The following is a 13,101-nucleotide window of genomic DNA, read 5'->3' as shown; positions in this document are numbered from 1 at the left end:
GTCTGGACCGCTCCATGTCGTCCAGCCACCCCAGGTACGCGCGCCAGGTTGGGTGGTTTCGCGCGATCGTCCAGTTTCGCGATGGCCGGACGAAGCGACGGCCGGGGGCGCGCCGCGCCCTCCGCGCCGCCGGGCGCCGGCGGCGCCGACTACCGGTTGACGGCGCTCACGACGGCCTGCCACTCCGTCGAGAACGAGCCGTCCGTGCGCTTGATGTCCGTCCCCGTGTCCCACAGCACAGGAACGACGCCGCGCGACTTCGCCGCCTCCACCACCGACCGCATCCACAGCGTCCGCGACGCCGGCTCACGGGGGTAGTTCGCACCCAGCGTGACGCCGAACTCGCCGAGGATGATCGGGAGGCTCCGCTGCGCGCTGAACGCGCCGAGGGTGTCGAACTTGCTCTTCAGCTCCGCCTTCTCGGGCTCCGTGCCCCACGTCGTCTTGGGAGAGCCCCAGCTCTCCACCGTGTCGAGGCCGCAGAAGGTGTAGGGCGTATAGTAATGGATCGAGAGGAAGAGGCTCTTCGTGCCGGCCGGATCGGTCGGCGCCTTGAAATCGCCCACACACGTCCTGTCGATGTCCGTCACGAAGCCGGAGATGAGCAGGGCGCGGCTCGCGTTGTAGCCGCCCTGCTCGCGCACGGTGGTGACGAAGATCTGGTTCATCTCGTTCAGAGCGGCGTAGTCCGGCGTCCCGCCGTCCTGAACGCCGTTGACCCAGTAGTTCCCTTCCTCGTTCATCCCCTCGAGGATCAGCTTGTGACCGACGTCGCTGAAGGCCGTGGCGATCTGGGTCCAGTAGGACGCGAACCTGGTCTTGACGCCGTCGGTGAGCTTGTACTTGTCGGCGTTGTCCTCGTTGTAGATCCAGCCCCCATCCCAGTGGATGTTCACGATCGAGTACATTCCCGCGGCCTCGATCCAGCCCACCACCTCCTTGACCCGGGCCATCTTGGTGGCGTCGATCGTGCCGTTGGCGGCGTAGGTGTCCCAGGCCACGGGCACGCGCACCGTCTTGATGCCGTGGCTGGCCATGCCGTTGATGAACGTCTGCGTGATCAGCGGCTGGCCCCAGCCCGTCTCCCACGCGGTGGTGTTCTCCAGCGTGTTGCCGATGTTGGCGCCGATGCCCATGTCGGGGACCATGGCCGCGGCGTCCACCGGCGTCGCTGATCCGCCGGTCCCGCCGGAGCCCCCGACTCCCCCCGTGCCGGCGCCGCCCGTACCGGCGCCGCCCGCACCGGCGCCGCCCGTCGCGGCGTCGCCCGCACCGGCACCGCCCGTGCCGGCGTCACCCGTGGCCGTACCTCCGCCGCTGCCCCCGGTGGCCCCTCCGGAGGCCGCGCCTGCGCCCGACGTGACATCGGGATCCGTCGAGTTGCAAGCGACCAGCCAGCCGAGAATCGAGAAGAAAGCAAGTCGATACGCGTGGGTCATGGGTCCTCTGCGGGTGATGGAAAGGAGCTCGTCTCCCTCCGGTTGCGCTGCGCCCCTGCCAGCCTTCACAAATCGCACGGACGCTCTCGGACCGCGATCCGCGCCGGATCCTGCGAGCCCGCGCTCGGCCTTCACGACCAAGGGGCGGCTCGCTACCAGGGCGCGGCTCACCGTCGCCCTGCCGCCGCGCGCGGGGGGGGGCGCCCGCCGGGTGCAGGAGTTACCGGGATCAGGCAAGAGTTACCTAGCCGGTCGTGCAAGAGTTGCACGAGCCGGCCAGGGGGACGCGTCACGCTCGCTGGAGCGCGCTGCGCCCGCGGCGCCGGCGCAGGCACGCAGGCTGCTACGACGACAAGGCCCGAGCGCTTCGCAGGGTTCTCGAACACCCGATGACGGAGCGGGTCACGTCCGCCGCATCCGCCTCGCATCTTTCTTCTGCCGCCTCCTGTCTTCCGTGCGCGCACACCCGCGGACGCAAGCGAGGACGGCAGATGCAGGGCGAGACGAGCGAGGACGCCCCCTGCTCGCAGCCCGAGGAGATCCGCTTGCCCGACGCCAACCTGACGACATCCGCCCTCAACTCCGCGCTCGGCGGAGAGATTCGGTGCCTCCGATCCGTGATCGCCGCGCTCACGCCGGTGATTCACGCGCGGGTCGGCCGGGCGCTCCACCGGCGCCGCGCGCGGTTCGCGGGCGGCGCCGACGACCGCATGGACGACCTCGTTCAGGACGTGTTCGTCGAGCTGTTCCGCGACGACAGCCGGGCGCTCCGCGCCTGGGATCCGGCCCGCGGATTGAGCCTCGCCAACTGGGTCGGCCTCATCGCCGACCAGAGGGTGGCGGCGGCCTTCCGCTGCAGGAAGCGGCAGCTCGACGACGCGGCGCTGCCGCTCGACGACGCCCCGGAGGAGGGCGCCCGCTCCGACGACGATCCGGAGGCCAGGGTGCTCGCCCGCGACGCGCTGGAGCGCCCCCTCGGCCTGCTCCGGGCGGAGCTCAGCCCCCTCGGGCGCTCGCTGCTCGAGGCGCTCCTCATCGAGGAGGAGCCGATCGCCTCGGTCTGCGCGCGGACCGGCATGAGCGCCTGCGCGGTGCAGGCCTGGAGCAGCCGCCTCAGGCGGCGGTTCGCGGAGCTGGCGGCCGGGTGCGGCGAGCACGCGCGGAGCGGGCCCGGCGGACGGAGCAGGGCGGCCTCGCTCTGCGCGTGAGCGCGGTGGCCTCGCAGCGCGCCGCCTCGGCCCTCGGGCCCGGAGGACTCAACCGCTGGCCCAGGCGTTGATCCGCGCTGCCCAGCTGGCAGCACCGTCGATGGTGAGGACGAGCCGCCGATACCGCTCCCCCTCGAGCTCGATGGTCAGCGGGTGCTCCTTCCGGGTCCGCACCCAGTACCAGAACTCCTTGCCGTGCGCGGTGAAGTAGGTCCCCGCTTTGATCACCCCAGGCAAGGCCGTCCCTGGCGCGCGGATCTCCTTCCATGTGGAGGGCGGCAGCGCCGCCTCCGCCCGCGCCACGTGCTCGCGGGGCACCACGATGGGCCGGAGCCTCACGGCCCAGAGCCGCTCGGCGCCCTCCAGGGTGAGCGTCAATCGATCCCCCTCGATGCGAAGCTGCACGGCGACAGTCTAGCTGTTTCGCGAGCGCCTGGCGAGCAGCTGTCGCTGCCAGATTGCCGCCATGGTGAAACGCGGCGATGAAGAAAACGATACGCGATGTCAGAAGTGGCGAGCGTCGCGCATACTCCTCTATCGACGACGGCGAGGCGCCCGGCCCCAAGGTGAAAGCGGCGGCTCGCCCCTCACCAGAACGATGGGAGAAGACATCATGTTTCATGACACGAACCTGCGTTCGATGAAGATGCACCTTTGCGCGCTGCTCGCGACGACCGCGGCGCTCACGACGCTCCTCTCCGCGTGCGGCGCCCCGCCCGTGGGCGATCTCGATGGCGCCGAGCTCGATGGCGTCGAGGAGGAGACCCTCTCCGAGCAGGCGGATGAGCTCGCGGGACCCGCGGGCGGTCGCCTCACCTGCGCTGTCATCCGCTGTATGGACGGGTTTGTCTGCGAGGAACGCAAGGGGAGGGCCGCGTGCGTGCCCGCCCCGCTGCGCCAGTGCGTGACCGACGCCGACTGCAGCCTCGTCGACAATTACTGCGGAGGCTGCAACTGCAACGCCGTCCCCACGGGCACGCCCGCGCCCAAGTGCCTGGGAGACGAGGTGGCGTGTCTGGTCGCGCCGTGTGCCGGCCTCACCGCTTCCTGCCAGGCCGGAGCGTGCGTGATCTCGAACGAGCGCTGAGCGAAGCCCCCACGACGCCCCGACGCTAGAGCGGCGGTCACCCCGGATCGCGCCCGGGGATCTCCGGCCGCACGCGCACGCTCTTCCACCGCGCGAGCTGGACGAGCCCGGCGGGCGCGCCCCGCGGCTTGCTCACGTCCCCGGCCCTGCAGACGTGGACCTCCACCTTGGCGGCGCTCCGCGCCTTCGAGTACCACGCGGCGGCCGCCGCGGCGCGCTCGACCACCTCGCGCGGGACCTCCACGCGCCCGGGGTTGCGCACGATCACGTGGCTGCCCGGCGTGCCGCCGGCCACGTGCAGCCAGAGATCGTGCGGCTCGGCGATCTCGAAGGTGAGCGCGTCGTTGTCCTCGTCGCCGCGGCCGACGAGCACCTCGAAGCCATCGATCGTGAGCGTGCGGTACGGCCGCCCCTTGCTGCCCATGTCGGCCCTCGCCGTCAGCCGGGCGCGGCGCCGGCGCGCGGTCCGGCGCCCGATTCCGCGGGCCTCGCCGGCGCCCTCGCCTCGCCCGCCACCTCGGCGTCGAGCCACGCGAGCAGGTCCCGCACGACCTCCTCGCGGTTGATCTCGTTCAGCATCTCGTGGCGCCCGCCGGGGTAGAACCGCTGCGCCACCCGGCGGAGACCGGCGGCGCGGTACGCCTCGATCATCTGGGTGACGCCCTTGAGCAGCCCGCCGACCGGGTCGCGAGAGCCGGAGACGACGTAGAGGGGCAGGTCCTTCGGGATGCGCGAGAGCCGCTCGGGGCGCGCGAGCGCCGCCATCGCGTCGAGCAGGTCGACCCAGAGCGAGGTCGTCGCCGGGAAGCCGCAGCGGGGATCGGCGATGTACTCGTCGACCTCGGCGCGATCGCGAGAGAGCCAGTCGAAGGGCGTGCGCGTCGGCGCGAACACCTTGTTGAAGCTGTCGAAGCTCATCGTCTGGAGGAGCTGGCTCTTGCCGCGCTCGCCCAGCCGCCGCCGCTCGGCGCGCGCCACGAGCCGGCCCGCGTCCACGAGCGCGTTCGCCTTGCCCGCGGCGCCGGAGAGCACCGCGCCGTCGATCGAGCCGCCGTGCTCGATCAGGACCTCCTGCGCGAGGGCGGCGCCCATGCTGTGGCCGAAGAGGACGACCGGCAGGCCGGGGTGCTCGCTCCGCGCGCGCGCGAGGAGCTGCGCGAGATCGCGGACGACCCGCTGGAAGCCGCCCTGGCTCGCGAAGAAGCCGAGCTCGTCGCTCCCGCGCGCCGTCGCGCCGTGGCCGCGGTGATCGTTCGCGTAGACGGCCCACCCGGCGGCGCAGAGCGCCTGCGCGAGGCGCGCATAGCGGCCCGCGTGCTCCGACATGCCGTGCGCGACGTGGACGACGCCGCGCGCCCCGCCGTCCGGGAGCCAGCGGTACACGAAGAGCTCTCGGCCATCGTCCGCCTGAAACGTGAAGGTGTCCGCGGGCATCGCGGGCCGACCCTACCACCGCTCCGCGCGCGTCTGACCACGATTCTCGACGCTTCCGCGCCGAAAGGAGTTTTCGGTACGGTCCTCCATGGCATGAGGTTCGCACAAAGGCCGGCCATGCCCGAGCGCCGATCGTTGCCCGTGCTCTCGTTGCGCGACACCGTCCTCTTCCCTGGGATAGCGACGCCCATCACGGTCGGACGGCTGAAGACGCTGCGCGCGGTGGAGGCCGCCCTCCGGGTCGAGGGAGAAGACAAGCGCATCTTCGCGGTCGCCCAGCGCGACGCCGCCGAGGAGCCCACCGCGGGCGGCCTCTTCTCGATCGGCGTGATCGCCCGCATCACCCAGGTGCAGCGGTTCGGGTCGGGCCTCCAGCTCGTGCTCTACTGCGAGCGGCGAGCGGCCGCGCCCCGCTACACCGAGGTCGACGGCGTGATCCGCGCCCCCGTCATCGAGCTCGCCGATCTGCCCCTCCGTCCAGAGGAGGACGGCGCCCTGGAGGCGCTCTCCCGCGAGGTGCGCGAGCGGGCCGTCGAGTACGGCCGCCACCGCGGCGCGCCCGAGGACGTGCTCAAGCAGTTCGTCGGCAGCATGTACGGCCCGGCCGAGCTCGTGAACCACATCGCCTTCTACCTGGACCTCCCGACCCCCGAGAAGCAGGCGCTGCTCGAGATCCTCTCGACGGAAGAGCGGATGCGCAGCCTCGCGCTGCACCTCTACCGGCAGATCGGCATCGTGGAGACCCAGGAGAAGATCAGGACGACCGTCGAGGAGGAGCTCGGCGAGCGTCAGCGGGAGATCTACCTGCGCGAGCAGCTGCGCGCGATCCAGAAGGAGCTCGGCGAGGAGGACGACGAGAACGCCGCCGCACGTCTTGAGCACAAGCTGCAGCGGGCCAACCTGCCGGCGGAGATCCTGCAGGAGGCCCGGCGCGATCTCGCGCGCTTGCGGCGCATGGGGCGGGAGACGTCGCCGGAGGCGCAGGTCCTCATGACGTGGCTCGAGTGGGTGGCGGATCTGCCCTGGAACCAGCGCACTGACGACCACGTCGATCTCGATCGCGCGCGGGCGATCCTCGACGAGGATCACTACGGCCTGGGCGACGTGAAGGACCGGGTGCTCGAGTTCCTGGCCGTCCGCAAGCTACGCCTGGAGCAGGCGAGGAGCGAGGGAGAGCGGAGCCGCGCGATCTCCCGCGGGCCGATCCTGCTCTTCCTCGGTCCGCCCGGGACCGGCAAGACGTCCATCGCGGAGTCGATCGCGCGGGCGCTCGGGCGCAAGTACGTCCGCGTCTCGCTGGGCGGGGCGCGCGACGAGGCGGACATCCGCGGCCACCGGCGCACGTACGTGGGCGCGATGCCTGGCCGCATCCTCCAGGGGATCAAGCGGATCGGCTCGAAGAACCCGGTGATCGTCCTCGACGAGGTCGACAAGCTCGGCGCCTCTTACCAGGGCGATCCTGGCGCGGCGCTGCTCGAGGTGCTGGATCCTGCGCAGAACGACGGCTTCGTCGACCACTACCTCGGACTGCCGTTCGACCTGTCCGAGGTGCTGTTCATCTGCACGGCGAACTTCCGCGAGACGATCCCCGCTCCGCTGTTCGACCGGATGGAGCCCGCGCTGTTCGCCGGGTACACGGAGCAGGAGAAGCACGAGATCGCCCGGAAGTACCTGCTCCCCAGGCAGCGGAAGGAGTGCGGGCTGCGCGAGGAGCAGCTGCGCGTGACGGGCACGGCGCTCGGCGGGATCATCAGCGGCTACACGCGCGAGGCGGGCGTGCGGCAGCTGGAACGGACGATCGGCTCGCTGGCGCGGAAGGCCGCGCGCCGGATCGCGGCCGGCGAGATCGAGCGGGCTGTGGTGGGCGTCGATGACGACGTGAAGGAATTGCTCGGCCGCGCGAGGATGCGCCTTGAGCGGAGGCTCCAGTACGATCAGCCGGGGGTCGCGACCGGCATGTATTACACGCAGATGGGTGGCGACATCATGCACGTCGAGGCGAGCGTGATGCCCGGCAAGGGCGATTTCGTCCTCACGGGGCAGCTGGGCGACGTCATGAAGGAGAGCGGCCGCGCGGCGCTGAGTTATGCGCGAGCGCACGCGGCGGAGCTCGGCGTGCCGTCCGATCGGCTGCAGCGGCGGGACGTCCACATCCATGTTCCGGCGGGGGCGGTGCCGAAGGACGGGCCGAGCGCGGGTGTGACGATGGCGGTGGCGCTTGTGAGCGCCCTGTCGGGCAGGCCGGTCAGGAGCGACATCGCGATGACCGGGGAGATCACGCTTCGCGGGACGGTGCTGCCGATCGGGGGGATCAAGGAGAAGGTGCTGGGGGCGCACCGCGCGGGGATCTTCGAGATCCTGCTGCCGGCGGACAACGAGGCGGATCTCGACGATCTGCCGGCCGAGGTGAGGAGCTCGCTCGAGTTCTACCTGGTGAACACGCTCGACGAGGCGCTCGCGCTCTGCCTGCGGCTCCGCTCGATTCCCCTGGAGGCGCCCAAGGAGATGCCGCACGCGCGGGCGTCCTGACGCGCCTCAGGTGGGCGGCGAGGAGGCCGGTGCACCGGCGGCGCCGAGGGCATCGGCCAGCGCGGCGGCTGCGGCTGCGGCGAAGGCGTCGAGCGTGGCGGGCTCGGTCCAGCGGGTCGCCTCGCGGGCGTCGAGCGCGTGGTGGGTCTCGACGAGGATGGAGGGCATGGAAGGGCGGCGCAGCACGAAGATGCGCTGTCCCGGGGGGCGCCGGTCGAGGAAGACGCCGGGCTGGGCGGTGTCCGGCTCGTACAGGCCGCTGTACGCGGCGCCGTCGTAGGGCAACAGGCCTGCTTCTTCCATGCGCCTCGCGAAGCCGCGCGCGAGCGCGAGCCGGAGGGCGCAGAGGGCGGGATCACCTTCGTCGGACCACAGGACGGCGAACCCCGGCGCGGCGAGGCTGAGCGGGCACTGGCGGCCCTGGCCGGGCGACCACGTCTCGGTCCTGCCGCGCACGTCCGAGTGCAGGCTGACGAAGGCGTCGGCGCCCCACCGAGCGGCGTCCTCGACGCGCTCCGCGTAGGGCAACGGACGGTCGCCGGCCCTGCCCACGCGCGCCTCGAAGCGCCCGGTGGCGTTGAGCCGCTCGGCGAGGGCGCGCGCCGCGGCCAGGGTGAAGTCCTGCTCGTCGACGCAGAAGCAGGAGAGGTTGCCGGTGTTGCCGGGGGCGCCATGTCCGGCGTCGAGGTAGATGCGGCGGACCCCGAAATCGGGCGGAAAGACGGCGGAGGGGGCGACGACGCGGGCCCCTGGAAACGGCCACCCGCTCGGCGCGATCGGGAGCTTGAGGGCGCGCCGCGCCGCGATCTCGCGCGGGGAGCCCGGGGCGAGCGCCCGTGAGAGGGCGGCCGCTCCGGCGGCGCCGGCGAGACCGAGGACGAGCTTCCTGCGCGAGATCACCGCGGCTCCGCTTGCTATCAAAGGCGGAGCGCGGCGTCAGGTTCTCGACAAGCGAGCGTGGCCGAGGTGACGAAGGGGGCGTGACATGGCGACATCCCGAGATCGCCCGGGGCGTCCGAGAGCTCGTGACCCGGCGTGCCCTGCACCTCGGCCGGCCCCCCGCTACTGGGCCGGCGTGTAGCAGACCTCGAGCTTCGGCCGGGGGGCGATGTTCGTTTGCTCGCTCGATCGGATATCGGTCCGACCGTTCACGTCGTGGAGCGCGACGCCGTGGTTCGGGGAGCCATCCACCCAGGACTGGACGAGGGCCGCCACGTTGGCGGTCACGACGGCGCTCGCCTGGGCGACGGTGGTGATCGAGGCCTCGACGGCCGGGTTGTATCCGGGGAAGTTGCCGGCGTGCACGGTCGACTCCTGCCAGGGGCCGTTCACGCGGTGCAGCTCGATGGTGCTGGCGCTCGCCTTCCACGTGTGAGCCAGCGAGAGGGTCGCGGATTCGACGTCGGAGCCCGCCGGGATGAACGACAGATCGAAGGCCAGCACGCCCAGCTGCACGCCCTCCGGGAACGTGTTCATGACGATGTACGGGTAATCGCCGTACGGCCACGAGACGCCGGGCTGGATATGCGCATCCTGCACGCTCCCGTAGGTGCCGCGCTGCACGACCACGCACACGGGCTCGGCGGGCGGGGGGGGCTCGCAGGCGTCGCCGATACCGTCGGCGTCGGCGTCGGCCTGGGAGGGGTTGGCCAGCGCCGGGCAGTTGTCGCACGAGTCGAACACCCCGTCCTGATCCGTATCTGCGGCGACCACGGTGACGTTATCGAGGAGCGTCCCCAGGCCGTTCGAGATGCCCAGGTCGTTGAACTGGAGGCGCGTCGTCGTGCCGGAGGCCACGAGGGTATAGGTGTAGTTGACCCATGCGGTGCTGGCGGTCGTGAGCGTGGCCACCTGCTGGCCGCCCCAGACGACGCCCAGCACGTTCTGGCTCGCGGTCGTGCCGGGGCGCGCGGCGAAGGCGAACCGGAGCTGGTAGGTCGCTCCCGGGACGGTCGTGAGGTCCTGATAGATGCCGCTCGAGTTCGTGGCGTCCAGCTCGACGTGCTGGCTGCCGTGCGCGGGGCTCATGCCGTTCGAGTGGTCATGGATCTGGATCTGACCATAGGCGGCCTGCCAGCCGGTGATCGAGCCGTTGTAGATCGACGACGTGCCGGACGACACGTTCGGCGATTCGAAGCTGCCGTTCGTGACGATGTTGCCGGAGGGGAGCACCGAGCAGGAGACGAGCGCCGCCGCGCCCTCCCCGATGGCATCTTCGGTATCGTCGTGCGGCTCGGCCGTAGCCATGCAGCCGGAGATCATCGAGGCGAGCGCGAGCGCAGAGGCAGAGATCGACAGATAGGCGGTTCTCATGGGAGAGCTCCTCGTTGCGGCGCCGGCATGGCGGCGCCGCGCTGTGCGGCGAGCTGCCGCACGCTGTGGAATTAGAAAATACTTCTTACAAACTGGCCGATGCGGATGCGGTGCTCCATTTGCCCGAAGGCGGAGCGCTCAAGGAGTCATTCGTCAACCAGCGCGTGCGGCACGACGGCACAATGGGACGGCCGTTACCAGGCGCTCGCCTCCCGGATCGTGGCCGACCTCGACCTCCCTGGCCCCCAGGAGGATCTCACCCCCCTTGGGGGATGAGGGTCGTCGTCGGCCTGGCGATCGATGGATGAAGTCGGGCGAGCGCGGTCACGAGCGATTCTTGCAGCAGTCAGCCGTAGCGCTGTCTGGTTATATCATGAAATGGGCGCGCGGATCATCGTCTTTCGCACCAGCCAGCGCCGCGACGAAAAAGGCTGTCCCCCTGATCTCATGAGAAAGAGAGCCATGGTGGGCGCCGTGGGCGCCGAGGGAAGAGGAGAGAGCAAAAATTCTTCATCTCTCCTTTTTCCGCTGCGTTCCGCTGCGTTTCGGCGTCTCGACGTCTCGACGTCTCGACGTCCGCCTTGCCTCTACGATTCAATTTCGCCAGGTCACGGAACTGGGGCAAAATTGGTCACTGGGGCAAAATGGGACGACCGGGCCCGCTCACCCCTCTCCCGCTCTCCGCATCCCGCAGCGGCAAGAGCAGCCCGAGGAAGACGACCGAGATCACGGTCCCCAGGGCGAACAGGCCGGCATAGCCGAGCCGCTGGGCGACGGCGCCCGAGAGCCACACAGCGGGCGACTTGCCGAGCACCTCCACGCTGGCGAGCAGCGTGTAGTGCGTCGCGCCGACCGACCGCCGGACACGCGACATCATGAAAGCGAACACCGCCGTCGTGAGGGCGCCGCCGAAGAGGTGCTCGGCCACGGTGACCGCGACGACGGCATTCGCTGTGGGCGCCCCCGCCGCGGCGAGGTACCACTCGCCCGCCATCGCGACGGTGCGCAGCGCCGAGGTCACCCCGACGGCGGCGAGCAGCGGGATCCGGTGCGACAGGAGGCCTCCCGCGAGCGAGCCGGCGATCGACGCGACCAGGCCGTACGTGCCCACCCAGAGGCCGATCCGGTGCGGCGGGAAGCCGGCGTCGACGAGGAACGGCTTGAACATCATGTCGACCATCGCCTCGCCGAGCTTGTAGGTCCCGAGGAAGGCGACGACCCAGAGCGCGCCAGGCGCCCGCAGGGCGGCGAAGACCGCCGCGAGCACCTCGCGGAGCGACCGGCGCGCGTGCGCCTCGACCTCGCTCGCGGGAGGCTCGCGCAGCGCGAGCGAGGCCAGCGCCGAGAGGAAGACCAGCGCGGCCATCGCCCCGAACTGACCGCCCCAGCCGATCCAGGCGCTCGCCCAGACGAGCAGCCCGCCCGCGACGAGCATGCCGACCTTGTAGCCGACCACCTGCGCGGCGTTCGCCAGGCCGAGCTCGCCGCGCCCGAGCAGATCGATCGCGAGCCCGTCGACCGCGATGTCCTGGGTGGCCGCGAGCAGGTTCATCAGGAAGACCAGCGCGAGCAGGGCGCCGAGGTGGCGCGACGGCGGGACGAACGCGGCGGCCGCGCACGTGAGCGAGAGCAGCACCCCGAGCGGCAGGATCCACGAGCGGCGCCTGCCGATCCGCTCCCAGCCGTAGCGGTCGACGAGCGGCGCCCAGAGCGCCTTCGCCGCCCACGGGAGCGCGAGCGCGCCGGCGAAGCCCACGCCGGAGAGCGAGACGCCGCTCGCCCGCAGGAAGACGGGGAGCGCCGTCGCCTGGAAGCCGAACGGGATGCCCTGTGCGAAGTACAGCGCGGCGAGGGCGGCGATCGTGCCGGCGCGCGTTCGGTCTGCCACGACCGACAATCGTAACCGAGCGGACGAGCTTCGGTCGCCGGAAACACGGACACTTGCGTACGTTTCGATCTCGATCCGATCTCGATCTCGATGAGCACGCCGCACCGACTCACCCCTTCTGCCGGCCGGACGAGCGCGCGCCGATGATCGCCGACACCTTCTCTCCGCGGTCGCTCGCGCCGGCGGGCGAGGTCCGGGTGCGGTGGCTGGGCACGGCGGGGTTCGCGATCGAGCACGCCGGCGTGGTGGTGCTGATCGATCCCTACCTCACGCGCGCTTCGCTCCTCCGTTGCGTGGTCGGCCGGCTCGCCCCCGACGTGGCCGCCATCGCGCGCCACGCGCCGCGCGCCGACGCCGTCATCGCGGGCCACACCCATTTCGATCACGCGCTCGACATCCCGGAGATCGCGCTCCGCACCGGGGCCACGGTCTTCGGCTCGCGCTCCGCGGCGGCGCTCTGTCGCGCCGCCGGCGTCCCCGCGGCGCGCGTGCGCGACGTCGAGCGCGCGCCGGGCGGCGAGCCCGTGGTCGCCGAGGTCGGCCCGTTCCAGCTGCGCTTCTTCCCGAGCGCTCACGCCCGCCTGCTGCTCGGCCGGGTCCCCTTCCCCGGCGACATCTCCGATTGCGACCAGGTCCCGCTCCGGGCCGAGCGTTACCGGTGCGGCGCCGTCTTTGCGGTGGAGATCCGGGTCGCGGACCGGCGCATCGTCCACCTGGGCAGCGCGGAGCTCGTCGAGGCGGGCCTCGATTGCAGGGAGCCCGACCTGCTCCTGCTCTGCGTGGCCGGCTGGACCGCCTCGAGCGCTTTCCCCGAGCGCGTCGCGCGCGCCCTGTCGCCGCGCGCGGTGCTCTTCTCGCACTGGGACAATTTCTTTCTGCCCCTCGATCGCCCCGCCGTCGCGCTCCCCGCGATGCAGGGAGAGCGCCTGGCAGAGCGCCTCGGCCGCGCGTCGCGGGACGTGAACCTGGGCGTGCTCCCGCTGCTAGGCGAGGTGTGGATCTAGGGCGAGGCGTGTTGTTCCCTCGCCGTGCCTGAGGACTTTGTACCAGGGTGGGTGGGAGCGGGGATGCCGTCTTCCCCAGCCAGCGCGCTCCGTGCGAGGGGCCGCGCGGCGTCCTCTCGGCGGTCGCTTGCGGCGATGGCGGAGCTCCGGCTAGATTCGCGCCCGCATGAGCGCTCCCCGTCGCTGGCCCTCCTCGCGC

General features: G+C 71.4%; 11 protein-coding genes. 4 read left to right on the top strand and 7 right to left on the bottom strand.

Annotated elements, in window-relative coordinates:
* Positions 1 to 149: 149 nt before the first annotated feature.
* Entirely contained in the window at positions 150 to 1,439 is a 1,290-nt protein-coding gene (locus WMF11_RS05030) for a glycoside hydrolase family 5 protein (protein WP_437976612.1), read from the bottom strand.
* A gap of 491 nt (positions 1,440 to 1,930) precedes the next feature.
* Between WMF11_RS05030 and WMF11_RS05025 the strand changes: the two genes are divergently transcribed.
* Entirely contained in the window at positions 1,931 to 2,647 is a 717-nt protein-coding gene (locus WMF11_RS05025) for an RNA polymerase sigma factor (protein WP_437976611.1), read from the top strand.
* 48 nt (positions 2,648 to 2,695) lie between these two features.
* Here WMF11_RS05025 and WMF11_RS05020 read toward each other — a convergent pair whose 3' ends face one another.
* Positions 2,696 to 3,052 (bottom strand): hypothetical protein, encoded by a 357-nt coding sequence (locus WMF11_RS05020; protein WP_437907237.1) that lies wholly within the window; start codon positions 3,050 to 3,052, stop codon positions 2,696 to 2,698.
* A 235-nt stretch (positions 3,053 to 3,287) separates the two neighbouring features.
* On the opposite strand from WMF11_RS05020, the gene WMF11_RS05015 reads away from it, so the two are divergent.
* Positions 3,288 to 3,734 (top strand): hypothetical protein, encoded by a 447-nt coding sequence (locus WMF11_RS05015; protein ID WP_437976610.1) that lies wholly within the window; start codon positions 3,288 to 3,290, stop codon positions 3,732 to 3,734.
* A 37-nt stretch (positions 3,735 to 3,771) separates the two neighbouring features.
* Here the strand turns inward: WMF11_RS05015 and WMF11_RS05010 are convergent, their stop codons facing one another.
* Both WMF11_RS05010 and WMF11_RS05005 read right to left on the bottom strand, forming a co-directional pair.
* Positions 3,772 to 4,158 (bottom strand): NFACT RNA binding domain-containing protein, encoded by a 387-nt coding sequence (locus tag WMF11_RS05010; RefSeq protein WP_437976609.1) that lies wholly within the window; start codon positions 4,156 to 4,158, stop codon positions 3,772 to 3,774.
* 14 nt (positions 4,159 to 4,172) lie between these two features.
* Positions 4,173 to 5,168 (bottom strand): lysophospholipase, encoded by a 996-nt coding sequence (locus WMF11_RS05005; protein ID WP_437907235.1) that lies wholly within the window; start codon positions 5,166 to 5,168, stop codon positions 4,173 to 4,175.
* A 117-nt stretch (positions 5,169 to 5,285) separates the two neighbouring features.
* Here WMF11_RS05005 and lon point away from each other — a divergent pair, with 117 nt between their 5' ends.
* Positions 5,286 to 7,697: an endopeptidase La gene (gene lon / locus WMF11_RS05000; RefSeq protein ID WP_437976608.1), complete on the top strand. Its 2,412-nt coding sequence runs from the start codon at positions 5,286 to 5,288 to the stop codon at positions 7,695 to 7,697.
* Between the two features lie 6 nt (positions 7,698 to 7,703).
* On the opposite strand, the gene WMF11_RS04995 is transcribed toward lon, so the two are convergent.
* The 3 genes from WMF11_RS04995 to WMF11_RS04985 form a co-directional block, all read right to left on the bottom strand.
* On the bottom strand, positions 7,704 to 8,597 hold the full coding sequence (locus tag WMF11_RS04995) for an N-acetylmuramoyl-L-alanine amidase family protein (protein WP_437976607.1): 894 nt from the start codon (positions 8,595 to 8,597) through the stop codon (positions 7,704 to 7,706).
* Positions 8,598 to 8,759: 162 nt separating this feature from the next.
* On the bottom strand, positions 8,760 to 10,010 hold the full coding sequence (locus tag WMF11_RS04990; RefSeq protein ID WP_437907232.1) for a DNRLRE domain-containing protein: 1,251 nt from the start codon (positions 10,008 to 10,010) through the stop codon (positions 8,760 to 8,762).
* A 631-nt stretch (positions 10,011 to 10,641) separates the two neighbouring features.
* Positions 10,642 to 11,898: an MFS transporter gene (locus tag WMF11_RS04985; RefSeq protein WP_437976606.1), complete on the bottom strand. Its 1,257-nt coding sequence runs from the start codon at positions 11,896 to 11,898 to the stop codon at positions 10,642 to 10,644.
* A 143-nt stretch (positions 11,899 to 12,041) separates the two neighbouring features.
* Between WMF11_RS04985 and WMF11_RS04980 the strand changes: the two genes are divergently transcribed.
* Positions 12,042 to 12,902 carry an MBL fold metallo-hydrolase gene (locus WMF11_RS04980; protein WP_437907230.1) on the top strand — a complete coding sequence of 287 codons (861 nt, stop codon included), beginning with the start codon at positions 12,042 to 12,044 and terminating at the stop codon, positions 12,900 to 12,902.
* The last annotated feature ends 199 nt before the right edge of the window (positions 12,903 to 13,101 follow it).

The organism is Sorangium sp. So ce295, assembly GCF_051527405.1.
Lineage (GTDB): Bacteria > Myxococcota_A > Polyangia > Polyangiales > Polyangiaceae > Sorangium > Sorangium cellulosum_B.
Note: the sequence above shows the minus strand (reverse complement) of the source record. Positions and strands in the feature narration are given on the sequence as shown.

Bases quoted from the DNA above. Each gene is read 5' to 3' on its own strand.
- WMF11_RS05030 (WP_437976612.1), bottom strand. From the start codon at position 1,439: ATGACCCACGCGTATCGACTTGCTTTCTTCTCGATTCTCGGCTGGCTG.
- WMF11_RS05025 (WP_437976611.1), top strand. From the start codon at position 1,931: ATGCAGGGCGAGACGAGCGAGGACGCCCCCTGCTCGCAGCCCGAGGAG.
- WMF11_RS05015 (WP_437976610.1), top strand. From the start codon at position 3,288: ATGAAGATGCACCTTTGCGCGCTGCTCGCGACGACCGCGGCGCTCACG.
- WMF11_RS05010 (WP_437976609.1), bottom strand. From the start codon at position 4,158: ATGGGCAGCAAGGGGCGGCCGTACCGCACGCTCACGATCGATGGCTTC.
- WMF11_RS05005 (WP_437907235.1), bottom strand. From the start codon at position 5,168: ATGCCCGCGGACACCTTCACGTTTCAGGCGGACGATGGCCGAGAGCTC.
- lon (WP_437976608.1), top strand. From the start codon at position 5,286: ATGCCCGAGCGCCGATCGTTGCCCGTGCTCTCGTTGCGCGACACCGTC.
- WMF11_RS04990 (WP_437907232.1), bottom strand. From the start codon at position 10,010: ATGAGAACCGCCTATCTGTCGATCTCTGCCTCTGCGCTCGCGCTCGCC.
- WMF11_RS04980 (WP_437907230.1), top strand. From the start codon at position 12,042: ATGATCGCCGACACCTTCTCTCCGCGGTCGCTCGCGCCGGCGGGCGAG.